Source organism: Neobacillus rhizophilus (genome assembly GCF_018343535.1).
Lineage (GTDB): Bacteria > Bacillota > Bacilli > Bacillales > Cytobacillaceae > Neobacillus > Neobacillus rhizophilus.
The window spans coordinates 470,100-495,311 of sequence record NZ_JAGYPF010000005.1 but is presented as its reverse complement, the minus strand read 5'-3'; the positions used below and the strand labels follow the sequence as shown (position 1 = coordinate 495,311).

Here is a 25,212-nt window from a genome sequence, read left to right as displayed (position 1 = left end):
GTTCATGCACGTCGTTATAACATTTTTTCTAAGAATTCCTGTGCCCTTTTGCTCTTAGGATTCGTGAAAAATTCGTCTGGGGCGGTATCCTCGACAAGTACTCCGCCGTCAAGAAACAGAACACGGTCCGCGACTTCTCTGGCAAAGCCCATTTCATGGGTAACAATTGCCATTGTCATTCCTGTGTGGGCTAGGTATTTCATTACCTCGAGCACTTCCTTGACCATTTCCGGATCAAGTGCTGAGGTTGGCTCATCAAACAGCATTACCTCAGGCTGCATCGCTAACGCTCTTGCGATGGCCACACGCTGCTTTTGACCGCCGGATAATCTGGTTGGATATTCATTCGCTTTTTCCGATAAGCCTACTTTTTCAAGTAATTCAAAAGCGATTTTTTCCGCCTCCGCTTTTGCTAATCCTTTTACTTTCATCGGGGCATAGGTGAGATTTTGTAAAACCGTTTTGTGTGGGAATAGGTGAAAATGCTGAAACACCATTCCGACATTTTGGCGAATCTTCATGATATTGTTTTTTTTATCAGTAACATCTTGGTCCCCTACCCAGACCCTACCGCCAGTCGGTTCTTCGAGCAGGTTCATGCAGCGTAAAAAGGTAGATTTTCCCGATCCTGACGGGCCAATGATGGCCACGACTTCACCGGAATGAATAGTCGTCGTAATGCCCTTTAACACTTCTAATTTCCCATAGCTCTTATGCAAATCTTCTACCTTAATCACTGCGTCTCATTCTCCTTTCAACCGCTTTTCCTAGGAAGGTCAAGGTGATAACCATTAAGTAATAGATTAAGCCGGCGATTAACAATGGTTCAAAATATGAGTAGTATTCTGCACCCACTTGATAGGAACGGCGCATAATGTCCAGAACCCCAATGGTGGTCACAATCGCAGACTCCTTCGTCAGAGTGATAAATTCGTTCATTAATGCAGGCAGAATGTTCTTAAGGGCCTGCGGCAAGATAATATCCCACATCATTTTTCGGTAAGGTACACCTAACGCCATTGCAGCTTCCTGCTGGCCCTTATCAACTGCGAGAATGCCGGCACGGATAATTTCGGAAATATAAGCTCCTGAATTTAGGGCAAAGGATAACACGGCCGCTGTGTACGCCTCTATCTGAAAGCCAAATATCTGCGGCGAACCAAAATAAATTAACATTAACTGTAAAACAAGCGGGGTCCCGCGAAAGATGGATGTATAAACATCGGCAATCCAGCCGAGTACTTTAAATTTGCTGATTTTAAATAATGAGAGAATAATTCCGAAGATAAACCCTAATATCCCTGCTAGAATAACAATTTTTAACGTAACAATTATTCCTTTTAAAATATAGGGCATGGAAGGAATGAATTGAGTAAAATCTAAGTTCATTCTGTGACTTTCCTTTCCTAGTAAAAATAGTAGAGACGCTTAGAAGAAAATACTTCTTCAAAAGCGTCTCCTAAATTTGAGGAATTATTCCTCGCCGCCGAACCATTTCACAATAAGTTTATCCAGTTCGCCGCTTTCCTTCATTTTCTTTAACTCTTTATTAAACTTTTCTGTTAAGTCGCTATTCTTTGGAAATGCAATGGCAGAACCTGTGTCTTCTGATTCATCATTATTGTAAATAAAGCCTTTAAGATCCTTTTCCTTTGCAAAATACCCTTTTGCTACTGTATCTTCGATAATCGCTGCATCAAATCGGCCTGCTTTAATTTCTTGAATTAAGTCAGGAACACGATTGCGATTTTCAATTTTAATATCTACTGTCTTCGCAATCTCTTTAGCTTGTCCTTCTTGAATGGAACCCAATTGGACCCCAACTGTTTTTCCTTTTAAATCCTCAAGTTTAGTAATCCCGCTGTCTTTATTTGAAACAATCATGAAACCGGCAGTATAATAAATATCACTGAAATCTACGTTTTTCTTTCTTTTTTCAGTTGGTGTCATGCCTGCTAAAACAAAGTCTGCTTGACCTGATTTAAGAGCCTGGATTAAACCGTTGAAGTCCATATCCTTAACTTCCAATTTATAACCAAGCTTGCTAGTGATCGCTTTTGCTAAATCTACATCAAACCCGATAATGTCATCGCTTTTCTTTGAATCAACATATTCAAATGGAGCATAGTCAGCAGAAGTTCCCATTACCAGAACTTTTTTACCTTCGCTCGCTTTGCTTGCCTTTTCCTCTGTACCGCATGCTGCCAGCATTCCAACTGTCAGCATCAATGATAAAGCTAAGATGATTGCTTTTTTCATGTTTGCTCTCCCCCTGAAGTATTTTATTAAAATAGTAGTTTGTGTAATTAATAATTATTCAACGTAATGAATTTTAACACATATAAATAATTATGCAAATATATTTTTAAAAATAAATAAATATTTTCCTAAAGTAATTTTTTCCATAGAAAAAGCCAACCTCATTTATAGAGATTGGCTTACATGAATTAAATTTCTTCGCAATATTTATCAAATTCCTGCTGAAGCTTGGCAACCACTGTTGCTGGGTCAAAGCCTTCAATCTGATGTCTTTCAATCATGGAACAAATCTTTCCGTCCTTTAATAAGGCGAAGGAAGGAGAGGATGGCGGATAGCCTGTGAAATAGCTTCTTGCCTTTTCTGTCGCTTCTTTATCCTGACCGGCAAAAACCGTTACTAGATGATCTGGGCGCTTATCATAATGAACGGAGTAAGCTGCCGCTGGACGGGCAATACCGCCGGCGCAGCCGCAAACAGAATTAATCATGACTAGAGTTGTACCCTTTTGGTTTAAAGCCTCTTCAACCTCATCGGCTGTCTTAAGCTCTTGGTATCCGGCAGTGGAGATTTCCTGACGCGCCTGGCGGACAACATCATTCATAAAAATATTAAAATCCATGCTCATTGAATTCACTCCTTATGTCTTACATACCTACATCATAACAGTTAAAATATGTTTTTTTCAAATGATTATTCCTGATCTGAAAAAGAAAAGCTGCCGATGAATCGGCAGCTATTGATTAGAGTTTATAAATGTCTCATAAAGCTTTTCCACGGCTGTGGCCACAGTTACGTCCCCTGTGATGACTTCGTTTTCATACTTGGGAAGCAAATTCTTCACACCAGGGTGATGAAAGAAATGATAGTGAAGCTGATCAGTGATCATCGAATACAGCCATTCTCTGGATTGAAATTTTCTTCTTTCGTCGAAAACGCCTGAGGCTTTCACAGTCGTTTCGAAGGTTTGGATGACCTTCCAGATATCTGCGATTCCCTCGTCGGTTAAAGACGAACAGGTATAGGCTTTTGTTCCCCATCCCTTTGTGGCCGGCTGGAGAAAATGCAGGATACGGTTATATTCTTTTCTCGTTTTCTCGGCATTTTGCTTATTTGCCCCGTCCGCCTTGTGGACGATGAGGCAATCGGCCAGTTCCATAATGCCTTTTTTCATTCCCTGCAATTCGTCACCAGCACCGGTCAGGACAAGAAGCATGAAAAAGTCGACCATATCACGAATGATAACTTCACTTTGGCCTACACCGACCGTTTCTATTAATATGACATCAAAGCCAGCCGCTTCACAAATCAGCATTGCTTCCCTTGTTTTCCGGTGAACCCCGCCAAGCTTCCCCGCCGTTGGCGATGGACGAATAAATGCTTTTGGATTCCGGGCTAATTTTTCCATTCGTGTTTTATCACCCAGGATACTGCCACCGCTAATCTTTGAGCTAGGGTCAATTGCCAACACAGCAACTTTTAAGCCGAGTTCACATAGATAGGTTCCAAACGCCTCTATAAATGTGCTTTTTCCGGCCCCCGGCACCCCGGTAATGCCGATGCGAATCGACTTTCCGGAGTGCCCAAGCAGTTTTTGCAGGAGCGCTTGCGCTTTTTGAAAATGCTGTTCGGCATTGCTTTCCACAAGGGTAATCGCCCGGGCTAGCAGGCTTCGATCACCTTTTAAGACTCCTTCATACAATTCGTCTAGCGAGGGCTCAGTCGACCCGCGTTTCTGAAAACGGACATTTTTTTGAAAAGTGACTTCACCTGTAATCTGCTCCTGCCCTTTCCTAATGACAGTAGAAAATTTATCCGGCTCATCCGGGTTTGCCCATTCCGGTCTTTGTTCACCCGTCATCTAATTTGCCACTTCCTCGTAACCAAGCTGTCTATATATCTCCTTGATTACCTTTTGTGCAGCTACTGGAATAATTGTACCAGGACCAAAGATGGCAGCCGCACCATTGTCATATAAGAATTGATAATCCTGAGCGGGGATAACGCCGCCGACAACAACCAAAATATCCTCACGGCCGATTTTTTTCAATTCAGCAATAAGCTGTGGAAGGAGCGTCTTATGACCAGCAGCCAGTGAACTCATTCCGATCACGTGAACGTCATTTTCCACAGCTTGCAGGGCTGTTTCCTCCGGTGTTTGGAAGAGCGGGCCGATATCGACATCAAATCCAAGATCGGCAAATGCCGTGGAAATGACCTTCGCCCCGCGATCATGGCCGTCCTGCCCCATTTTCGCAATCAGAATCCGCGGACGTCTGCCTTCATTTTCTAGGAATTCCTCTGTCATTCTTTGGACTTCGGCAATTTCTTCCTCGTTTGTAAAAGAAGTGCTGTAGACGCCGCTGATGGAACGGATGATAGCTTTATGACGCCCCGCCGCTTTTTCTATCGCATCGGAAATTTCGCCTAGCGTCGCTCTTTCGCGTGCCGCCTTGACAGCAAGTTCTAATAGATTTCCTTCGCCAGAAGCAGCCGCATTGGCTAAAGTTATTAAAGCCTCTTGCACTTTCTGTGCATCCCGATTTGCTTTTAAGGAATTTAGTTTTTCGATTTGTTTTAAACGGACAGCTGTATTGTCAATGTCCAAAATATCAATTGGCTCTTCTTTTTCAAGCCGGTAGCGATTGACCCCAATAATCGTTTCTTTCGCAGAGTCGATTTGTGCCTGTCTCCTTGCGGCCGCCTCTTCAATTTTCATCTTTGGCAGCCCGGTTTCAATAGCCTTCGCCATTCCGCCGAGATTTTCAATCTCCTCGATATGTGTCCAAGCCCGCTTGATTAATTCATCGGTCAGTTTTTCCACATAGTAGGAGCCTGCCCACGGGTCGATAACCTTGGTTATGCCCGTTTCTTCTTGTAAAAATAACTGCGTATTACGAGCAATCCTTGCTGAAAAGTCTGTCGGCAGGGCAATCGCTTCATCCAACGCATTTGTGTGAAGAGATTGTGTGTGGCCCATTGCCGCCGCATGCGCTTCAATCAGCGTCCGGGTTACATTATTAAACGGATCCTGCTCGGTCAAACTCCAGCCTGATGTTTGCGAATGGGTACGGAGTGCCATTGATTTTTCGTTTTTCGGATGGAAGGATTTCATCATTTTTGCCCAGATATATCTTGCAGCCCGCATTTTGGCCACTTCCATGAAGTAGTTCATACCGATGGCCCAGAAAAAGGACAGTCTTGGGGCAAATGAATCAATTTCGATTCCGGCTTTAAGTCCGGTTCTTACATACTCCAAGCCGTCCGCTAACGTATAAGCGAGTTCGATATCGGCAGGTGCTCCGGCCTCCTGCATATGATAGCCAGAAATACTAATGCTATTAAACTTAGGCATGTATTTGGACGTATATTCGAAGATATCGGCAATGATCTTCATCGACATTTCTGGCGGATAAATATACGTATTCCTGACCATGTACTCTTTTAGAATATCATTTTGAATCGTTCCGGACAGTTTTTCCTGGCTGACTCCCTGTTCTTCGGCCGTTACGATGTAAAAAGCCAGTACCGGAAGAACGGCGCCATTCATCGTCATGGAAACGGACATTTGATCGAGCGGAATCCCGTCAAAGAGGGTTTTCATATCGAGCACTGAATCAATTGCCACCCCAGCTTTGCCAACGTCACCAACTACCCTTGGATGGTCAGAGTCATAGCCGCGGTGAGTGGCCAGGTCAAATGCCACCGATAAGCCTTTTTGCCCCATCGCCAGATTGCGGCGGTAAAAGGCGTTACTCTCTTCGGCAGTGGAGAAGCCGGCATACTGCCTGACTGTCCAAGGACGGTTCACATACATGGTCGGATATGGTCCCCTTGTATATGGAGGAAGCCCCGGCAGGCTGCCGAGCTGTTCTGTCCCTTCTCGGTCTTCCTTTGTATAAATCGGTTTTAGCTTTATTTGTTCATTGGTTTCGAACAGTAAATCATCAAGAGAGGATGCAATCTCTCTATCCACTTTTTCCCGCCATGCTTCTTCCGTGATAAAATTCTGGTTCTCAAACAGTATTGCGTTTTGAAAATCAGGCTTTTGTTTGTTCAAGAGAGTTCACCTCCATGTCAGATAGGATTTCATCGATGGTTTCACAGCAATTGCTTTTTACATGAATAAACTGCTTTACTCCCTCTTCGTACCACTGGGCCTGCAGTTCTTTTTCAGGAAGTCCAGCTAGAAGGAAGATTAGGTTTGGAAACTCAGATTTTAACGCTGTCAGCATATCATGTCCGGTTTGTTCGTACTGTTCATTTGTTCCGCAAATGCAGACAAAGTTAGTTTTTAAGTCTATGATAAATTGTCTTGCATCCTCTATCGTGTGGACCGGCTTGCTTTCTGCAGGATGGATTCCTCCAGCTGCAAGGAAGCCCTTCATGAAATCAAGTCTTGGTTTATACTGCTTTAGTTCGCCAAGACATAGCATGCCGACTGAAGGTGCAGCACCTGTTTTTTCCTGTAATAGGTTTGCCTTGAAGCGAAGCTCCTCATAGGGTCCTGCTAATCTGCGCTGAGGGATGGCCTCAAAGTCTTTGGTGGCTGCGGCAATTTTTATTGGCTGGTTTTGGCTAGGTACCGCTTCATCCAATTTTGCATAAACATTAGTCCCGACGATACTTTGCTTTCTTGTTTGAATATCGAGGTTCTTTTTTTCATAAACAGTAGCAATTTGCTGCTGAAGCCAGTTTGACTTTAATGTCTCCAAAATGCCTCCCTCAGCCTCAATTTCCTTGAAAAATTCCCATGCACTTTCCGCTAACTGATTGGTCAGCGTCTCCACATACCAAGAGCCGCCTGCGGGGTCAACCACCTTCTGCAAGTGTGCTTCTTCTTTTAAAATTAGCTGGATATTGCGGGCAATCCTCTCAGAGAAAGAAGTAGGCCCGGTCAATTCATTAAACGGATCCACATGCAAATATTGGGCGCCCCCTAAAACGGCGGCAAATGCCTCGTTGGCGGACCGAAGGATATTGACATGATGGTCAAAAACAGTTTTTGTAAAAGATGAGGTTGTGGCAGCAATCTGCATACCCCTTGCTTCCGCTTCGGCACCGTAAAGTTCCGCAATCCGCATCCAGAGTACGCGGGCTGCTCTAAGCTTGGAGAGTTCCATAAAAAAGTTGCTGCCGATGGAAAATTGGAAAATCATTTTTGATAGAGCTTTTTCAATGTTCATGCCATTATCAAGAAGCTCCTGTAAGTAATAGACTCCTGTGGCTGCAGCGATCCCGAGCTCTTGAACAGCGTTAGCTCCGCCATTATGGTACGAAGTGGTGTCAACAAGAACAGTACGTAAATCAGGAAACTTTCCATCTGCTTGCAGGATTTGACTTGTCCGTTCTTTAAGTAATTCCTCTTGGATTGATCCAACTTCTGCAAATAGGGAAACAGGGTCATTGCCTATGTAGCCTGTAAGGTTTGTTCCATCACTATACTGGCCGGCAAGATTTTTTAAAATGTCATTCTGTTCCCATCTGGCGTTGATAGCAAATGGGTATTTTTTCTCTAAACCCGCCAATAAATCTGGAAAACTATTGTTTTTCGAAACTTCAAAGGAAAGCGCAGTTTGTCCCTTTTCAATTGCCATTTGAAGCTTTTGTTTAAGTTCCTCGGGTGTTTGATAAGATATTTTCTGGGCAACTTTCCATTCGTCTGTTACATATCCTAATGGGGCAATTCCCCTTCTAAAATCAGATCCTCCAGGATAGTCAGGTACCTGTTGTTCGTCCTGCTCGGTATAAAGCGGTTTCAAAACAATGTCCTCATAGGTGGTACTTTGTAATAATTCAGCCTTTTTCCCTTTTAATGATTTCTCGGCCTGTTCCTTCCAATCATCTATTGTTTTTACAGGGAAAGACTGATTACGTATATTTTCCAAACTCCTCATCCCCCTTCTGCATTTTATTGAACTAATATTCAATTAATTCTATTTTAGGGTACAACCTCGATTCAGGCAACCGTTATAATTGAGGGGATTTTGGTGTTTCCGTTTTTATTGGGAATTTTCCTGGCATATTAAGGGGTTTTGTACTTGATTTGGTTATGAAGGACATTTTCATGCTTTCCTCAGTGGATTTTGTCCTTCATTCACCTTATGAAGGACATTTTCATGCTTTCCTCAGTGGATTTTGTCCTTCATCCGCCTTATGAAGGACATTTTCATGCTTTCCTCAGTGGATTTTGTCCTTCATCCACCTTATGAAGGACATTTTCATGCTTTCCTCAGTGGATTTTGTCCTTCATCCGCCTTATGAAGGACATTTTCATGCTTTCCTCAGTGGATTTTGTCCTTCATCCGCCTTATGAAGGACATTTTCATGCTTTCCTCAGTGGATTTTGTCCTTCATTCACCTTATGAAGGACTTTCCCCTTCTTAAGAACAATTTTGTCTTTAAGAACTAATCAAGCCGCCAATTAAAAAATTGGCGGCATTATCAGTATGATTATTAATAAATAGTTGTATTATCTTTAGACATATTTTCAATAATCCCTTTCACCCTAGCTAGGAACCGGCCGCAAACAAGCCCGTCAAGAACACGGTGATCTAAAGACATACAAAGATTAACCATATCACGAACAGCAATCATCCCGTTATTCATGACAACAGGGCGTTTCACAATCGATTCGACCTGTAGGATTGCGGCCTGCGGATAGTTGATGATGCCCATAGATTGAACAGAACCGAATGAGCCCGTATTGTTGACGGTAATCGTTCCACCTTGCATATCCTCCGAACGAAGCTTTCCGGACCGCACCTTCACGGCAAGATCAGAGATTTCACGGGCAATACCTTTAATTGTTTTCTCATCGGCATTTTTGATGACAGGCACGAATAACGCGTCATCTGTGGCGACTGCAATCGAAATATTGATATCCTTCTTTTGAATAATCTTGTCGCCGGCCCACATCGAATTAATCTGCGGGAATTCTTTTAGAGCTTGAGAAACGGCTTTAACAAAGAAAGCAAAGAACGTTAGATTGAAGCCTTCTTTTTTCTTGAATTCATCTTTTATGGAATTGCGGTAGTCAACAAGGTTGGTGGCATCGACTTCCACCATTGTCCAGGCATGCGGTATTTCATGCTTGCTGCGCAGCATGTTCGTGGCAATCGCTTTGCGAACGCCAGTAACTGGAATTTCGATATCTCCCGCTAACACCGGAACCGATACGGCAGGTGCCGGCGCAATAGCTGCTGGAGCAGGCTGACTTGGAGCCGCTGCCTCCTGAACAGGCAGTTTACTAGCTGCTTGCACTGGTGCCTCCGCTTTTTGTCCTGCTGCTGGAATATTACCAGACTCAATGATTTGCAATAAATCCTTACGGGTTATCCTGCCCCCAGCACCGGTACCTAAAACCTGCGTTAAATCAATGCCATGCTCCTGAGACAACTTAAGAACAGCAGGCGAATACCTGGCCCGATTCCCCTGATCCACAGGAGTGGCAATTCCGTTCCCTCCAACCGGTTTTTGTTCAGGTGCGGAAACAGCTGCCTCCGGAGCAGGAGCGCCGCCTTCCGTTTCAATCGTACAGATAATCTCCCCAACAGCCATTGTATCGCCTTCTACAGCAATGAGTTCCTTAATCACACCTGAAAAAGAAGAAGGAACTTCCGCGTTAACCTTATCTGTCATCACCTCTGCCAGAGGGTCGTATTTATTTACCTTATCTCCAACAGAGACTAACCATTTGCTGATCGTACCTTCCGTTACACTTTCGCCTAACTGCGGCATTTTAATTTGTTCAGTTGCCACTATTTCATCCTCCTAAAACTAAAACTCCGCAAGCTCGCGCATTGCTTTTTCGACCTTATCAGGATTCACCATAAAGAATTTTTCCATTGTTGGCGCATATGGCATTGCTGGAACATCCGGACCAGCTAACCTTTTTATCGGAGCGTCCAGTTCAAACAGGCAATGCTCGGCAATAATGGCGGCAACCTCACTCATAATGCTGCCTTCTTTATTGTCCTCTGTGACAAGCAGTACCTTGCCTGTTTTCGATGCTGCTTCGATAATCGCTTCTTTATCTAGCGGATAAACAGTACGCAAATCCAAAATTTGCGCAGATATGCCATCTTTGGCTAATTTCTCTGCCGCTTGCAGGGCAAAATGCACGCAAAGCCCGTAAGTGATAACGGTGATGTCCTCTCCTTCACGCTTTACATCTGCTTTACCAATTGGCAGGGTATAATCTTCGGTAGGCACTTCACCTTTAATTAAGCGGTAGGCCCGTTTATGCTCGAAAAATAACACCGGGTCATTATCGCGAATGGCAGCTTTTAAAAGTCCCTTTACATCATATGGGGTGGATGGCATCACAATTTTTAAGCCTGGCTGATTTGCAAATACGGCCTCAACTGATTGTGAATGATACAAAGCTCCATGAACGCCGCCGCCATATGGGGCGCGGATCACAATCGGACAGCTCCAATCGTTATTAGAACGATAGCGGATCTTTGCCGCCTCGGAAATAATTTGGTTTACTGCGGGCATAATAAAATCAGCGAACTGCATTTCCGCAATTGGCCGCATTCCGTACATGGCGGCCCCGATTCCGACACCAGCTATCGCTGATTCCGCCAGCGGCGTATCAATTACGCGCTCTTCACCAAATTGTTCATACAGTCCTTGTGTAGCCTTAAAAACGCCGCCTTTTCGCCCCACATCTTCACCAAGAACAAAAACTCGTGAGTCTCTCTCCATTTCCTCGCGAATAGCCATAGTAACTGCATCAATATATGAAATAACTGCCATATTTCCTCCCCCTAACGATCCCCGTATACATATTTCAATGCATCCACTGGCGCTGCATAAGGCGCATTTTCTGCATAGTCAGTGGCTTCATTGACGATTTGCATGACGCGGTCATTGATTTCCTGCTCCAATACATCATTCAACACGCCGGTTTCCTTCAGATATGCACCAAAGGTGATGATTGGATCCTGCGATTTTGCCTTTGCTACCTCGTCAGGCGCCCGGTATGAGCGGTCATCATCGTCAGAAGAATGCGGAGTTAAACGATAAGAAACAGTTTCAACTAAAGTCGGGCCCTCGCCGCGGCGCCCGCGCTCGGCCGCTTCCTTAACAACTTTATAAACCTCTAACGGGTCATTGCCGTCTACTGTATAGCCGGGCATGCCATAACCGATGGCACGGTCAGAAACCTTCTCACACCCCAATTGTTTTTCAATTGGCACAGATATCGCATATTTATTATTTTCACACATAAAAATAACCGGGAGTTTATGAACACCAGCAAAGTTGGCACCCTCATGGAAATCCCCCTGATTCGAGGATCCTTCCCCGAACGTAACAAAGGAAACAAAGTCCTTCTTCTCCATTTTACCAGCAAGAGAAATCCCCACCGCATGAGGAACTTGCGTAGTTACCGGCGATGAACCGGTGACGATCCGATTCTTCTTTTGCCCAAAATGTCCCGGCATCTGCCGTCCTCCGGAGTTAGGGTCCTCTGCTTTGGCGAAACCTGACAGCATCAACTCTTTTGGCGTCATCCCAAACGTTAATACAACACCCATATCACGGTAATAGGGCAATACATAGTCTTTTTCCCGGTCTAGGGCAAAGGCAGCACCTACCTGTGCAGCCTCCTGCCCTTGGCAGGATATTACAAATGGTATTTTACCTGCACGGTTCAACAGCCACATCCGCTCATCGATACGGCGGGCCAAAAGCATCGTTTCAAACATTTCCAGCACTTTTTCATCGCTTAAGCCTAAAGCTTCATGACGCTTTTCCACCATTAACTTCATTCCTCCCGTTTGTTCGCTTTAAATCATTTCTCTTCCAAAAACCTATCCATGTATGGCCTTCCCATCAACAGCCAATGCCGCCTCGCCAATTGCTTCCGAAAGGGTTGGATGAGGATGGATGGTGTGGGCAATTTCCCATGGTACAGCATCTAGCACCATCGCAAGGCCGGCTTCCGAAATCATATCAGTAACATGAGGACCAATCATATGCACCCCTAAAATATCATCGGTCTCCTCATCGGCAATAATTTTAACAAATCCATCTGCTTCACCGAATACAAGGGCTTTCCCAATTGCTCGGAAAGAAAATTTCCCCACCTTTACTTTATGCCCATTTTCCTTTGCTTGATTCTCGGTAATGCCGACACTGGAAACCTCCGGACTGCTGTAAATGCATCTGGAAACTAGGTCATAATTAAGCGGTGACGTTTTTTCAGCAGCAATATGCTCGACAGCAATAATCCCTTCATGCGAGGCAACATGGGCAAGCTGCAGCCCGCCTATCACATCACCAATGGCATATATATGGGATTCTTTTGTTTGGAAAACCTCATTCGTTACAATAAAACCTTTTTCAATTTGAATCTCTGTATTATCAAGTCCAATGCCCTCTGTATTGGCCTGCCGCCCTACCGAAACAAGCAGCTTTTCCGCTTTGAACTCTTTCACTGAACCCTTTACTTCTGCCGAGATGGCCACTCCATTATCTTTCACCAATGTTTCAGGAAGAACTTTTGCGCTTGTAATAATATTAATCTTCCGCTTCTTCATCAAACGCTGCATTTCTTTCGAAATCTCGTGATCCTCCGTCGGTATGATTCGGTCCGCGTACTCAAGAACCGTCACCTCTACACCAAAATCGGAAAGCATCGAGGCCCACTCAATTCCAATTACTCCACCGCCTACAATAATGATCGAGCTGGGAAGGGCTTCAAGCTGAAGGGCTTCATCAGAGGACATGATGTATTCGCCGTCAATGTCAAGACCTGGCAATGTCCGGGGTCTTGACCCGGTCGCGATAATGACATTCTTCGGTATGAGCATTTCATTTTCAGAACCATTGTTCATTTCAACGGAAATGGTCCCTGGCATCGGCGAAAAAATCGAAGGTCCCAATATCCGGCCAATTCCTTCAAAAACATCGATTTTCCCCTGCTTCATTAGATGCTGGACACCTTTATGCAACTGGTCAATAATTTTGTTTTTTCGTTCTTGAACCTTGCCAAAATTAACCGAAACATCTCCAGTGATCACACCGAATTCATCGCTACGCTTTGCCGTTGCAAACACTTCCGCACTTCTGAGCAGTGCCTTACTTGGAATACAGCCTTTATGAAGACAGGTACCTCCAAGTTTGCCTTTTTCAACAATTGCTGTTTTCAAACCAAGCTGTGAGGCGCGGATCGCCGCTACATAGCCGCCGGTCCCTCCGCCAAGTATGACCAAATCATATTCTTGTGCCATTTGGTTCCCTCCCAAATTCCCCTAAATTTTCACTGTTTTAAATTTCCCTGGGTAATCCTTAACCTCTTCTTCTCCGAGTAAGACACGAAGTGCCCCTTCTGCTAACGCCTGCAGCTCATTTTCACCCGGGTGGACAATTACGTCTGCAATCCAGTTTATCCGATCAATAATTGATTTAACAAATTCTTTACCATATGCCAAGCCGCCTGTTAAACAAATAGCATCTACTTTTCCGGACAGAACAGCGCTGGCAGAGCCAATTTCTTTTGCCACCTGGTACGCCATTGCCTCATAGATTAGCTTTGCCTCCTGATCTCCAACCGCGATTCGTTGCTCAACCTGCAGTGCATCATTTGTACCAAGGTACCCGACAAGCCCGCCTTGGCCGACCAGCTTTTTCATAATTTCTTCCCTGAAATATTCACCTGAATAGCATAAAGCTACTAAATCACCAGCCGGAACCGTTCCGGCACGCTCCGGACTGAAGGGACCATCGCCATTGAGGCCATTATTGACATCGACGACCCTGCCCTGTTTATGTACTCCGATGGTAATTCCGCCCCCCATATGGGTAACAATCAAATTTAATTCGCTGTATTTTTTTCCAAGCTCTTTGGCAGCCCGTCTGGCGACAGCTTTTTGATTTAACGCATGAAAAATGCTTTTTCTTTCGATTAATGAAAAGCCTGAGATTCTGGCGATGGGGTCAAGCTCATCGACAACAACCGGGTCTACAATATATGAAGGAATATTAAGTCCCAAACCGATTTCAAAGGCAATGATACCGCCGAGATTAGATGCATGCTGACCTGAATAACCTTTCTTAAGGTCTTCTAGCATTTGGCTGTTAACTGCATATGTTCCGCCCTCGATTGGACGCAGCAAGCCGCCACGCCCACAGACAGCGTTTAATTTCGAAAGATTGATTCCTGCATGATCCAGTGTCTCCAAAATCATATTCTTTCTGAATTCATACTGGTCAATAATATTAGCAAAAGTATTAAGAATCTCTATGTCATGTCGAAGGTTTTTTTCAAAAATGGAAATTTCATTATCGAATATTCCAATTTTTGTGGAGGTGGAACCGGGGTTTATGACGAGAATTCGATATTCTTTATTTGGCAACGGATAAACCTCCAATTTACTTCTGAAACACTTGGCTTTCGAATATTAAAGGCAAAGACGCTGAATTTTCCCATTCAGCGCTTTTCCAAAGTATTTCAGTTGTTTCTATCTAGTTCTTCTTCTGCTTAAAATATTGTGGCCATTTTGCAGGAATTGGCTTCTGGAATTGCGCATTCTCTCAATCCGTTCCTCTGCCATGCGGTCTGCCGCCACGTAGGTTGGAATGCCATCCCGCTTAGAAATTTCAATCACTTTTTCAATGCTGTTGTAGATGGTTTCTACTTTTTTCATAGCGCGCTCATAGTTATAGCCATATAATTCATCCGCAACATTGATGACTCCGCCCGCATTTATGACGTAATCAGGTGCATATACGATTCCCATTTCATGAATGAGGTCACCATGACGGGTTTCTTTTAATTGGTTATTAGCAGAACCAGCAATTACTTTTGCTTTCAATTGTGGGATCGTATCGTCATTAACCGTTGCACCTAGAGCACATGGAGCATAAATTTCACACTCTACTCCATAGATTTCATTTGGGTCCACTGCACGGGCGCCAAATTCTTCTACTGCACGGTTAACGGCTTCCCTATTTATATCTGTAACGATTAACTGGGCACCTTCTTCATGTAAATGACGGCAAAGACTATAAGCTACATTTCCAACCCCTTGGATTGCGACTACCTTTCCTTCAAGGGAATCAGAACCAAATGCCGCCTTCGCTGCGGCTTTCATTCCACGGTATACACCGTATGCCGTTACCGGAGAAGGATTTCCTGATGAACCGAATGCGGGAGAAATACCAGTAACATAGTCAGTTTCTTCATGAATCAAGTCCATGTCCGCAACAGTTGTTCCAACGTCTTCCGCTGTAATATAGCGTCCATTTAAGCCTTGAACATATCGACCGAAAGCACGGAACATTTCTTCGTTTTTATCCTTGCGCGGATCGCCGATGATAACCGTTTTACCGCCGCCAAGATTTAATCCTGCTGCCGCATTTTTGTATGTCATCCCTTTAGCCAGTCTTAACGCATCTTCGATTGCCGCTTCTTCTGATTCATATGTCCACATCCGTGTACCGCCAAGTGCCGGTCCCAAGGTTGTATCATGAATGGCGATAATCGCTTTTAATCCGGATTGTTTATCTTGGCAGAACACTACCTGCTCATAATCATATTGCTCTAGGTACTTAAATATTTCCATGTTAATTCCTCCTCTGAAAAATAAGCGTACTAGTACTATACAGAACACAATGCCAATGCCAGCGAATATAGCTTGCTCTCAGCCGAATCGGCTCTTGAAGTCAAGACGATCGGTGCTTTTGCTCCTGAGATGACGGCACCCACTTTGGCATTTGCAAAATAAATTAATGATTTATATAAGGCATTTCCAACTTCAATCGCAGGTACTAATAGAATGTCAGCTTCCCCTGCAACCTCGCTCTGAATCCCTTTGTGCTCGGCAGCAAGCGCCGAGATGGCGTTATCCAATGCAAGCGGGCCATCAATAAGGCAGCCTTTTATTTGTCCCCTTCTGTTCATCATGGTTAACGCAGCAGCATCCAGGGTTGCCTGCATGGCAGGGTTTACTTCTTCGACAGCCGCAATCGGCGCGATCTTTGGGGTTTCAATCCCAATAGCCTTTGCCAAAGAGACGGCATTGTTGGTGATTTGAACCTTTTGCTGTAAATCCGGAGCAATATTCATAGCTGCGTCCGTTACGATAATAAAGCGTTCAAATCCTGGTACTTCGAATACTGCCGTGTGGGATAGTACATTCCCTGTCCGTAAGCCAAATTCCTTATTTAAAACAGATTTTAAAATAATATTAGTAGGAAGATTCCCCTTCATTAACACATGAGCCTCTTTGCTTGAGACAGCTTTAACAGCGAAATCTGCCGCTTCGGCTAATGAGGCAGTATGGATAATCGTAAGACGATTCTCGCTATTTGCATCTATCCCTTTCAATTGAAGGATGGGTTTGATTTTTTCTTGATCACCAAATAGTAAAAAATGAGCCAGGTTACGATTTAGCGCATCAAGGACTGCTTCAATCACTTCCTCGTCTTCTGCAGCCGCGACTGCAACTGTTTTAGCATCATTTTGGGTTGCTTTGTCAATCAATGTTTCAAGCAGCAAGCTATCATCAACCCTTTCACCTTTCCTGCAACTCCATATATTTAACTTGCAATAATCATGCCAAAGTTCCTTTTATGAAAACGCTTTATTTTACAGATTGCAAACATGCAATAAATTTCACACCTTGAAGTTTATTGCATGCTATTATTTTCAAGATTGTATTTTTCCAGCTTATAATATAAGTTTCTCACCGAAAGTCCAAGGGCTTTGGCGGTTTGTGTTTTATTTCCGTTGAGGCGGGCCAATGTTTGCTGGATAATCTTTGCCTCATGCTTTTCTATCATTTCTGATAATGTGCCCTCTAAAGAGATTGAATCCTGTATCTGATCATCGGAATGATCATTATGTAGCTTATTACTTGTTAGTTGCGGCAAATGAGGGACATCAATGAGCGTTTCGGAATAGTTCATAAAAATAATCGCTCTGCCAAGTATATTCTCCAGTTCTCTGACATTCCCTGGCCAGTCATATTCCATCAAAAAATGTAAAGCAGCCTGCGTAATCCCTTCTACGTTCCGGCCGTAGTCACGGTTAATTTTTTGAATCAGCCGTTCTGATAACGAGGGGATCTCCTCTTTCCGTTTTCTCAATGGGGGAATGTGGATAGGCATACGATTCAAACGATAGTATAAGTCTTCCCTAAAGCTTCCCTTCGCAATACCCTTTTCTAAATTGACATTAGTAGCTGCAATGATTCGTACATTGATAGTCATTGGTTTAGTTCCACCTACACGGATAATTTCATTTTCCTGCAGAACTCGAAGGAGCTTCGCCTGGGTATTTGCGGACAGCTCGCCTATTTCATCAAGAAAAATACTTCCGTTATTAGCTTCCTCAAACAGACCTCGCTTTCCTCCCCTTATCGCTCCTGAAAACGCCCCCTCTTCATAGCCAAACAGTTCACTTTCAAGCAGCGATTCGGATATAGCTGCACAATTCACTCGGATAAACTTGTTATATTTTCGGTCGCTCGCATTATGGATCGCATGGGCAAACAATTCTTTACCTGTACCTGATTCACCGCGCAGAAGAACTGTCGCCGGGGTTTTTGCTCCCAATTTGGCCTGCTCAATGGCAAGCATCATTTCATCCGATTTTCCGATAATATCCTCAAATGTATATTTTGCTTCAAGCTTACGAATTAACTGTCTGGCCCTGTTTAATTCCCTGCTTAGCGATTTCATTTCTGACATATCATGAATGACCCCAACGCTGCCTTTCAATTTCCCGGTTACGATGATCGGTGCCACATTAACGATGACTTCCCGTTTGTGGGGTCCTACCCGCATTGGTACACCTCTCACAGCCCTTCTAGTTTGCAGCACCTTCATGTGCATACTTTCACCTTCGGAAATATCAGCTGTTGCAGGTTTTCCGATTACTTCCTCCTTCGTGAGCCCTGTTAATCTTGTATAGGCGGGATTAATAAGGATTCCCCGGCCCTCTTCATCCACGACTGAAATGGCATCGTCACTAGAATGAATAATCGCTTGGAGCATTGTCTGAATCTCTTTTAAATCGGTGATTTCCTCAGCAAGCTTTACCACTTCGGTTATATCCTTAAAAACGGCAAGAGCACCGATTAAAGTTCCATTCTCCTCAACAATAGGAATCCTAGTTGTGATAATCTTGCGGCCATTCCCCAAGACCATTTCCTGATTTGTTTCGATTCTTCTAGTTTGCAAAATAATCGGCAGCCGGCTATGAGGAATGATCTCTGTGACATATTGACCGATTGTCTCCTCTTTGTCTACCCCCATCATTTCTTCGGCTCTTCGATTAAAAAGAAAGATATATCCTTGATGGTCAATAACCACCATTCCATCATTGGTCGAATTAAAAATAAGCTCCTGAAGATAGGATTCATATTGATGCTTTTCAATTAACTCTTCTTTTTCTTCCATTAATTTAGAGACAAGAAAGGCGACACTACCTGGGATTAAAATCGTTTTTTGATTTTTTTCGTTTCGTAATTTTTGAAAAACATGTTCATCGCCTGTTACTTCAATGATGATGTCAAGGTTTTCGGTTAAAAAGGGTTGCCAATCCGTTCCGGTTTTGATTCCTTCCTTTTGGGCTAAAAGGATACCGGGGGCATCTAAGTTCCGGTCAATTACGACAGAGACGTTAAGCACTTCCGATTCTTTTAAAATTTTTAAAATGGCACTTCCGCCTTTTCCGGCCCCGACTATCATGATATTTTGCATAAAATCCGCCCCTATGTATAAAAGTACGCAAAATTTTTCTATTCTAGATTGTTTATTATGCAATTTTTTTCAGATTAATTGTAAACCGTAACCCGCATCTTGACAAATTAAAACCATGTACTATTATTTTTATGTGATATGCTTAAATAAAAAGCGGAAGGATATTTTTATGAAGCGGATTATTGCCCTCATCATTTTAGTCATCCCTGGATTTTTGGCAGCGGTTGGAATTAAATTAATGCGTGATATGACCTTTGGGGTTCTGCAAGCACCATTTCCGAAATTATGGCTTCAATTTATCGTCGGATTACTCTTACTTTTAGGCGGTTTAGGATTTGTAGCCGGATTTATCCTTTATCGCGACCGTAAAAGAAATAAGGTACAGGCTCGATTTAAGGAAACGAGGACCAAAAAATAAAAGAGGCCGTGGTCACGGTCTCTTTTCATATTGTTTTCGAACCTTTCTGGCCTTAACCGGGTTATCTGTGATAATTGCGGTACAATTCACATTAAACAGGCGATGCATATCCGCTTCGCGATTAACCGTATACGGCCGTACAGCGATACCATTTTCCATTGTCGTTTTGACAATTTGGTCTGGTATCGTGGAATGCTTTGGATGAATCCCACTTGCCTTTATTGATTGCGAATAAACCCACGGCATGTATATGCTTTCGATAAAAAGCGGTGCTGTTTCAATTTCCGGCGCTAAACGATAACTGTTAACAATGCTATAATGATTGAAAGAAGAAATGATAATCCGATCCGACAGATTATATTTACTTACCATTTCTATCACCTTTTGTTCCATTCCTTCATATGGAATGAGACCATTTTTAAACTCAATATTGCATAAGAGCTTGTTTGTTTTCATCCATTCCAGAACTTCTTCCAGAGCTGGAATTGGTTCTTTTTTAAACCCCTTGTTATTGGCGTTAAATTTCCTGATTTCTCTGTATGAAAAGTCTTTCACAAAGCCATTCCCGTTTGTAGTCCGATCAATTTTTTCATCATGAATGACAACGATTTCGCCATCATTTGTTAATTGGACATCAAGCTCTAACCCGTCGGCACCCGCTTTTTCTGCTGCTATAAAAGAACTCATCGTATTTTCAGCATAAGATGAGGAAAAACCGCGGTGAGCAAATATTTGTGTCATTTTTTCACTTCCTTAAACTAGATTGGAGGGTCTTGTATGAAACCTTTACAAATAACACCTGAAACTGCAGTCAAACTGGCCGAAAAACTAAAAGTTCCACTAGAACAGATTATGCATATGCCACAGCATATTCTCATTCAAAAATTAATGGAATTGGAAAAAGAAAATACAAAGTAAACGAAAACTCGCCGATTGGCAAGTCCGATAGGACGAAGAAAGAGGCGTAGTTGAATTTATGCTTTCCTATTAGCTAAAAAATTGCACAATAAAAAGCCTCAAACCTATGAGGCTTTTTTATTATTATTCCTTTCAAGAGGCCTTATGCTCCAAACGAAGCTTGTCAGCCACCATCGCGATGAATTCCGAATTGGTCGGCTTTGCTTTAGACATGCTGACGGTATAGCCAAATAGGGATGAAATGGAATCGATATTTCCGCGGCTCCACGCTACTTCAATGGCATGGCGGATGGCCCGTTCCACGCGGCTAGCGGTTGTATTATATTTTTTGGCAATATCAGGATATAACACTTTTGTAATCGAGCCGAGCAGTTCAATATCATTAAATACCATCGCAATGGCTTCGCGCAAATATAAGTACCCTTTAATGTGAGCAGGTACACCAATTTCATGGATAATGCTTGTAATGCTGGCATCGAGATTCTTGGGTTTTGCATCTGACTGTGTTCGATAGGTGGAGGCGGAAACCTTCCGTGCGGAGAATGAGCTTCTGCTGCCGCTGACCTGACGAATGTGGCTGCCTAAATTCTCCATATCAAAAGGCTTTAGGATAAAATAGGAGGCACCAAGCTCCACGGCTTTTTTCGTAACATCTTCCTGGCCAAAAGCTGTTAACATAATGACATTTGGCAATACTCCCTTTTTCAACTCGCGAAGGCGCTCCAGTACTGCCAACCCGTCAAGATGAGGCATGATAATATCAAGAACAAGTACATCTGGGTCAATCGTGTTTAACATATCCAGGCATTCCTGGCCATTATGGGCAACTCCTGCCACTTCCATGTCATCTTGAGAAGAAATGTAATCCTCCAATAACCCTACAAGTTCTCTATTGTCATCTACGACACATACTTTTATCTTCTTCAACTCCGGTTCCTCCTCAACTTATCACAATTCTCTATTTTGTAAATGTCAAAAATCCTCTAATTCTATTCTAAATTAGAAATTCGACAATGCAACAAAAAATCCTCTCATTTTTTTAATATTTCTTAAAATAGTGATAAAATCTTAGCTTTTCTTAATTTTTCTCGTTAATTCGACGAAAAACGCTATTTTTCCAAATTATAACTAAATTTTGTCGAAAAATCTATACCAAAGAAAAAGCAAAATAGGTAAATTATCCTATTTTGCTTATCATTTAACTTGCTTTATTTTTCGGCATTTCGTATATGTTAATTCCGGCTTCATTTAACATCCATTCAATGTGTACCCCGTAACCGGAGGTCGGATCATTCACAAACACATGGGTGACAGCGCCGATTAATTTTCCATCTTGAATTATTGGGCTGCCGCTCATCCCTTGGACGATTCCACCTGTTTTTTCAAGCAGTTTCGGGTCGGTCACTTTGATGACCATGCCTTTTGTCGCCGGAAACTTTTGCGGAATTGTACTAACAATTTCTACGTTAAATTCTTCTACTTTGTCATCATCGACCACTGTCAAAATCTTAGCTGGGCCTTCTTTTACTTGATGGGATAAGGCAATTGGCAGTGGTTTATCTAATACTCCGTTTTTTAATTCTTTGTTCAATTCACCAAAAATTCCAAAAGGACTATTCTTTTTAATATTTCCTACAATTTCACGATCTGATGAGAAACGGGCCAGTTTTTCACCGGGGTCACCGTTGCTTCCCTTTTCAATGGAAGTCACCGTAGAGCGGACAATTTGTCCATCTTCTACGACAATTGGCTGCTTTGTATCCATATCCGAGATAACATGACCAAGCGCACCATATTTCTTTGATTGCGGGTGAATAAATGTCATCGTTCCGATGCCCGCTGCCGAATCCCTAATATACAAACCAAGTTTATAGCTGTTTTCTCCTTTATCCTTCAAAGGAGTCAATTTTGTTGTAAATTTACCGCTTTCACGGCTGATTGCCATTTCAAGCGGTTTTCCATCCTGCCCAGCACTTTGAACGAATGGCGCGACATCAGCCATTTTTTCAATCTTATTTCCATTAATTTCTGTAATGATATCGCCAACTTTTATTCCTGCAATTTCGCCTGGAGATTTCTTTCCGTTTTCAGTATTGACTTGGTGGTGACCAACCACTAATACGCCAACTGTATTTAATTTTACACCAATCGACTGTCCGCCAGGAATCACTCGAAAATCCTTTAAGACATTTACATCGACCTTTTTAATGGGGATACCTGCAAACTCTAATAACATTTCGTTCTTACCGTTTTCCGATGCTTTTACAGCGACTGAATGGCTTTCCTGATCAAGTGTGATATTAGAATTGGGTGTTTGGACCGAAGCTGAAACAAATGCAGCCTTTTTAAAGCTAAAATCCTGCCCCTCAAAAAGGGTAATATCCTTCGGAACACTTAAATACTCACGCATAGGCTGAAAAAAAATAAGGCTGAATAATGAAACAAGGAGAATTCCACCAATTATTTTTCTAACGATTTCTAATTTCAAATCTTTTCACTCTCCTCGCTTCTTTTTCTGCTGTTGAAATGGCTACATCTTTAATTTTGCCTCCTTGACAATCATTTATAACTTTGTTCTATATAAAAAAGCTACCCAAGTTGGATAGCATTTCAAATTTTTTTATTTTCTTCTGCCATTTGCAATAATTCTTTCGCATGTTGCTTCGTTAACTCCGTAATTTCGGTCCCCGAAATCATGCGGCCAACCTCTTTTATTTTTTCTTGTTCATTTAGTGGCTTAACCGAGGTCGTCGTTCTTCCACCCTTTATCAGTTTCGATATATATAGGTGAGTATCCGCCATCGCTGCAACCTGCGGCAGGTGAGAAATACATAATACCTGTGAATTTACTGATACTTTATAAATCTTTTCAGCAATCGCTTGGGCAACCCTTCCGCTTACACCCGTATCAACTTCATCAAAGATAATCGAAGTAACTCCCTGATGTTTGGAAAAGATACTTTTTAACGCCAGCATGATACGTGATAGTTCCCCGCCGGATGCCACTTTTGACAATGGCTTTAGCGGTTCGCCAGGGTTGGTGGAAATATAAAACTGAACATGGTCTATTCCTGTTTTTGAAAAATGCTGGGGCTCTGTTTCGATTCGTATTTCAAAAACAGTTTTTTCCATATACAATTCCTTTAGCTCTGTATGTATAAGACCAGTGAGGTTCTTAGCCCACTTTTGCCTAAGGGCAGATAATTCCCTTGCCTCAAGAATTAAATCCTTATTGATGGAGGCCAATTCTTTTTCCAATTCACTGATATGCGTTTCTTTATTTTGCAGTGTTTCAATTTCTTCTTCTATTTTTGCCGCATATTCTAATATTTCCTTAATGCTTCTGCCGTATTTTCGTTTTAATTGGTTGATTTCATTCAGGCGGTCTTCGATTTCATGTAATCTTTGCGGATCAAATTCCATGTCATCCATTTCATTTCTTAAGGAACGGGCCGCATCTTCCAGCTGATAATAGCAATTGGAAACTAGTTCATATAATTCTTTATAGCTGCTATCAAGGGAACCGGCATCCTCGAGATGGCCCATGGCCATGCCAATCCAGTCCAGTCCTTTTTGCTCGCCATTTAATGCGGAATAACTTAATTGAAAAGCCTCATAGACCTTCTCAAAATTCGCCAATTTCCTTTTTTCCTCAGCTAATTCTTCATCTTCATGGAGCTTTAAATCGGCTTTTTGAATTTCGTTTAACTGAAAAAGAATCAAATCTAGACGATGGGCCATCTGCTGGTCGTTTTCACTTAACGCTTTAAGTTTCTGGCGCGTCTTCTCAAAGCGTGCAAAAACCTCCCGATACTCTTCTAAAGAAGCTGCGATTTCTTCGGCGCCAAATTGGTCGAGAAGCGGCAGATGCCTTGTTTCATCCATCAGTTCCTGATGTTCATGCTGGCCATGGATATCAACAAGAGCGGAACCGATTTCCCTTAGTGTTGAAATGGTTACGAGCTTCCCGTTTACACGGCAGACGCTTTTGCCGGAGCGGGAAATATCCCGCCGCAATATGACCATACCTTCCTCTATATCAATACCAAATTCAAGCGCCTTTAAGTAGACCGGGTGCTGAGGTTCGTCAATTTGAAACAAACCTTCAATTTCTGCCTTATCTTCGCCATGTCTGACAAATTCAGCCGACCCTCTACCTCCTGCTAGCAAATGAATGGCATCAATAATAATCGATTTTCCCGCGCCCGTTTCCCCCGTTAAAACAGTTAAACCTTTTTCAAAAGAAATCGTTAAGGCTTCGATAATCGCGAAATTTTTTATCGATAGTTCTGACAACAAGAGACTCTCCCCCAAATTAAAGCATATCTAAGAACCGCTTTGTAATAACTTCTGTATCCTCCGGTGTCCGGCAAATAATCAGCATCGTATCGTCACCGCAGATGGTTCCAAGAATTTCATCCCAATCAAGGTGATCAATCAGCGCGCCAATTGCCATTGCGTTGCCGGGAAGACACTTCATCACGAGCATATGGCCTGCCGAATCAATACGGACAAAGGCATCCATTAAAGCACGTTTCAATTTTTGCTGCGGATTAAACCTTTGGTCTGCAGGCAGGCTGTATTTATAACGTCCGTCGCTTAACGGAACTTTAACCAAATGCAATTCTTTTATGTCACGAGATACTGTCGCCTGAGTTACGTTATAACCGGCACTTCTTAGTTCCTCGACTAACTCATCCTGAGTTTCAATATCATTTCCCGCAATAATTTCTCTTATTTTAATGTGACGTTGGCCTTTATTCATTCTTCCACTCCTGTTTAAATACAAAATGAGCACTTCTACTCATATGTTAGCCCATTTTTGAAAACTTGTACATTTTTTCTTAATAAAAATACACTAATATACAAAAATCAAACGAAAAAGGATAGGCATTCGCCC

22 protein-coding genes are annotated in these 25,212 nt (G+C 42.7%); 2 read left to right on the top strand and 20 right to left on the bottom strand.

The window, feature by feature from the left end:
* Nucleotides 1–14: 14 nt before the first annotated feature.
* The 15 genes from KHA99_RS25350 to KHA99_RS25280 all read right to left on the bottom strand — a co-directional run bounded on the left by KHA99_RS25350 (nt 15) and on the right by KHA99_RS25280 (nt 18,976).
* Nucleotides 15–737 (bottom strand): amino acid ABC transporter ATP-binding protein, encoded by a 723-nt coding sequence (locus tag KHA99_RS25350; protein ID WP_213120264.1) that lies wholly within the window; start codon nt 735–737, stop codon nt 15–17.
* The gene (locus KHA99_RS25345; RefSeq protein ID WP_213120263.1) at nt 730–1,389 is read right to left on the bottom strand and encodes an amino acid ABC transporter permease; all 660 of its coding nucleotides are present in this window, start codon (nt 1,387–1,389) and stop codon (nt 730–732) included. Before KHA99_RS25345 ends, KHA99_RS25350 begins: the two co-directional genes overlap by 8 nt.
* A gap of 84 nt (nt 1,390–1,473) precedes the next feature.
* On the bottom strand, nt 1,474–2,259 hold the full coding sequence (locus KHA99_RS25340; protein WP_213120262.1) for a transporter substrate-binding domain-containing protein: 786 nt from the start codon (nt 2,257–2,259) through the stop codon (nt 1,474–1,476).
* A gap of 188 nt (nt 2,260–2,447) precedes the next feature.
* Nucleotides 2,448–2,885, bottom strand: coding sequence for a BrxA/BrxB family bacilliredoxin (locus KHA99_RS25335; protein WP_213120261.1), 438 nt, complete (start codon nt 2,883–2,885; stop codon nt 2,448–2,450).
* Between the two features lie 108 nt (nt 2,886–2,993).
* Complete coding sequence (gene meaB / locus KHA99_RS25330; protein ID WP_213120260.1) at nt 2,994–4,118, bottom strand: methylmalonyl Co-A mutase-associated GTPase MeaB; 1,125 nt, start codon at nt 4,116–4,118, stop codon at nt 2,994–2,996.
* Nucleotides 4,119–6,260: a methylmalonyl-CoA mutase gene (gene scpA / locus KHA99_RS25325; protein ID WP_372447639.1), complete on the bottom strand. Its 2,142-nt coding sequence runs from the start codon at nt 6,258–6,260 to the stop codon at nt 4,119–4,121.
* A 37-nt stretch (nt 6,261–6,297) separates the two neighbouring features.
* On the bottom strand, nt 6,298–8,154 hold the full coding sequence (locus tag KHA99_RS25320) for a methylmalonyl-CoA mutase subunit beta (RefSeq protein ID WP_213120258.1): 1,857 nt from the start codon (nt 8,152–8,154) through the stop codon (nt 6,298–6,300).
* Nucleotides 8,155–8,713: 559 nt separating this feature from the next.
* Nucleotides 8,714–10,018 carry a dihydrolipoamide acetyltransferase family protein gene (locus KHA99_RS25315; RefSeq protein WP_213120257.1) on the bottom strand — a complete coding sequence of 435 codons (1,305 nt, stop codon included), beginning with the start codon at nt 10,016–10,018 and terminating at the stop codon, nt 8,714–8,716.
* 18 nt (nt 10,019–10,036) lie between these two features.
* The gene (locus tag KHA99_RS25310) at nt 10,037–11,020 is read right to left on the bottom strand and encodes an alpha-ketoacid dehydrogenase subunit beta (protein WP_213120256.1); all 984 of its coding nucleotides are present in this window, start codon (nt 11,018–11,020) and stop codon (nt 10,037–10,039) included.
* A gap of 11 nt (nt 11,021–11,031) precedes the next feature.
* Nucleotides 11,032–12,036 carry a thiamine pyrophosphate-dependent dehydrogenase E1 component subunit alpha gene (locus KHA99_RS25305; RefSeq protein WP_261363828.1) on the bottom strand — a complete coding sequence of 335 codons (1,005 nt, stop codon included), beginning with the start codon at nt 12,034–12,036 and terminating at the stop codon, nt 11,032–11,034.
* Between the two features lie 42 nt (nt 12,037–12,078).
* Nucleotides 12,079–13,500: a dihydrolipoyl dehydrogenase gene (gene lpdA, locus KHA99_RS25300; RefSeq protein ID WP_213120254.1), complete on the bottom strand. Its 1,422-nt coding sequence runs from the start codon at nt 13,498–13,500 to the stop codon at nt 12,079–12,081.
* A gap of 21 nt (nt 13,501–13,521) precedes the next feature.
* Nucleotides 13,522–14,625: a butyrate kinase gene (gene buk, locus KHA99_RS25295; protein WP_213120253.1), complete on the bottom strand. Its 1,104-nt coding sequence runs from the start codon at nt 14,623–14,625 to the stop codon at nt 13,522–13,524.
* 105 nt (nt 14,626–14,730) lie between these two features.
* On the bottom strand, nt 14,731–15,834 hold the full coding sequence (bcd, locus tag KHA99_RS25290) for a branched-chain amino acid dehydrogenase (protein ID WP_213120252.1): 1,104 nt from the start codon (nt 15,832–15,834) through the stop codon (nt 14,731–14,733).
* A gap of 35 nt (nt 15,835–15,869) precedes the next feature.
* Nucleotides 15,870–16,769, bottom strand: a complete 900-nt coding sequence (yqiS, locus tag KHA99_RS25285) for a phosphate butyryltransferase (RefSeq protein ID WP_213120251.1) — start codon at nt 16,767–16,769, stop codon at nt 15,870–15,872.
* 131 nt (nt 16,770–16,900) lie between these two features.
* Nucleotides 16,901–18,976 carry a sigma-54 interaction domain-containing protein gene (locus KHA99_RS25280; protein WP_213120250.1) on the bottom strand — a complete coding sequence of 692 codons (2,076 nt, stop codon included), beginning with the start codon at nt 18,974–18,976 and terminating at the stop codon, nt 16,901–16,903.
* A gap of 169 nt (nt 18,977–19,145) precedes the next feature.
* Between KHA99_RS25280 and KHA99_RS25275 the strand changes: the two genes are divergently transcribed.
* Entirely contained in the window at nt 19,146–19,394 is a 249-nt protein-coding gene (locus KHA99_RS25275) for a DUF2627 domain-containing protein (protein ID WP_213120249.1), read from the top strand.
* A gap of 12 nt (nt 19,395–19,406) precedes the next feature.
* Here KHA99_RS25275 and KHA99_RS25270 read toward each other — a convergent pair whose 3' ends face one another.
* Complete coding sequence (locus KHA99_RS25270; protein ID WP_213120248.1) at nt 19,407–20,135, bottom strand: glycerophosphodiester phosphodiesterase; 729 nt, start codon at nt 20,133–20,135, stop codon at nt 19,407–19,409.
* Nucleotides 20,136–20,171: 36 nt separating this feature from the next.
* Here KHA99_RS25270 and KHA99_RS25265 point away from each other — a divergent pair, with 36 nt between their 5' ends.
* Complete coding sequence (locus tag KHA99_RS25265) at nt 20,172–20,312, top strand: YycC family protein (protein ID WP_213120247.1); 141 nt, start codon at nt 20,172–20,174, stop codon at nt 20,310–20,312.
* A 132-nt stretch (nt 20,313–20,444) separates the two neighbouring features.
* Here the strand turns inward: KHA99_RS25265 and spo0A are convergent, their stop codons facing one another.
* From spo0A to ahrC, 4 genes are all read right to left on the bottom strand, one after another.
* Nucleotides 20,445–21,239, bottom strand: coding sequence for a sporulation transcription factor Spo0A (spo0A, locus tag KHA99_RS25260; RefSeq protein ID WP_213120246.1), 795 nt, complete (start codon nt 21,237–21,239; stop codon nt 20,445–20,447).
* Nucleotides 21,240–21,510: 271 nt separating this feature from the next.
* The gene (gene spoIVB / locus KHA99_RS25255; RefSeq protein WP_213120245.1) at nt 21,511–22,800 is read right to left on the bottom strand and encodes a SpoIVB peptidase; all 1,290 of its coding nucleotides are present in this window, start codon (nt 22,798–22,800) and stop codon (nt 21,511–21,513) included.
* Nucleotides 22,801–22,922: 122 nt separating this feature from the next.
* Nucleotides 22,923–24,611: a DNA repair protein RecN gene (recN, locus tag KHA99_RS25250; RefSeq protein ID WP_213120244.1), complete on the bottom strand. Its 1,689-nt coding sequence runs from the start codon at nt 24,609–24,611 to the stop codon at nt 22,923–22,925.
* 16 nt (nt 24,612–24,627) lie between these two features.
* Nucleotides 24,628–25,077, bottom strand: coding sequence for a transcriptional regulator AhrC/ArgR (gene ahrC / locus KHA99_RS25245; protein ID WP_213120243.1), 450 nt, complete (start codon nt 25,075–25,077; stop codon nt 24,628–24,630).
* Nucleotides 25,078–25,212 lie beyond the last annotated feature (135 nt).

Coding starts and splice junctions, on each gene's coding strand:
- KHA99_RS25270 (WP_213120248.1), bottom strand. CDS start 20,135: ATGACACAAATATTTGCTCACCGCGGTTTTTCCTCATCTTATGCTGAA.
- lpdA (WP_213120254.1), bottom strand. CDS start 13,500: ATGGCACAAGAATATGATTTGGTCATACTTGGCGGAGGGACCGGCGGC.
- KHA99_RS25280 (WP_213120250.1), bottom strand. CDS start 18,976: ATGCAAAATATCATGATAGTCGGGGCCGGAAAAGGCGGAAGTGCCATT.
- KHA99_RS25335 (WP_213120261.1), bottom strand. CDS start 2,885: ATGAGCATGGATTTTAATATTTTTATGAATGATGTTGTCCGCCAGGCG.
- KHA99_RS25275 (WP_213120249.1), top strand. CDS start 19,146: ATGAAGCGGATTATTGCCCTCATCATTTTAGTCATCCCTGGATTTTTG.
- meaB (WP_213120260.1), bottom strand. CDS start 4,118: ATGACGGGTGAACAAAGACCGGAATGGGCAAACCCGGATGAGCCGGAT.
- bcd (WP_213120252.1), bottom strand. CDS start 15,834: ATGGAAATATTTAAGTACCTAGAGCAATATGATTATGAGCAGGTAGTG.
- KHA99_RS25305 (WP_261363828.1), bottom strand. CDS start 12,036: ATGAAGTTAATGGTGGAAAAGCGTCATGAAGCTTTAGGCTTAAGCGAT.
- KHA99_RS25345 (WP_213120263.1), bottom strand. CDS start 1,389: ATGAACTTAGATTTTACTCAATTCATTCCTTCCATGCCCTATATTTTA.
- KHA99_RS25320 (WP_213120258.1), bottom strand. CDS start 8,154: ATGAGGAGTTTGGAAAATATACGTAATCAGTCTTTCCCTGTAAAAACA.
- KHA99_RS25310 (WP_213120256.1), bottom strand. CDS start 11,020: ATGGCAGTTATTTCATATATTGATGCAGTTACTATGGCTATTCGCGAG.
- KHA99_RS25340 (WP_213120262.1), bottom strand. CDS start 2,259: ATGAAAAAAGCAATCATCTTAGCTTTATCATTGATGCTGACAGTTGGA.
- KHA99_RS25265 (WP_213120247.1), top strand. CDS start 20,172: ATGAAACCTTTACAAATAACACCTGAAACTGCAGTCAAACTGGCCGAA.
- ahrC (WP_213120243.1), bottom strand. CDS start 25,077: ATGAATAAAGGCCAACGTCACATTAAAATAAGAGAAATTATTGCGGGA.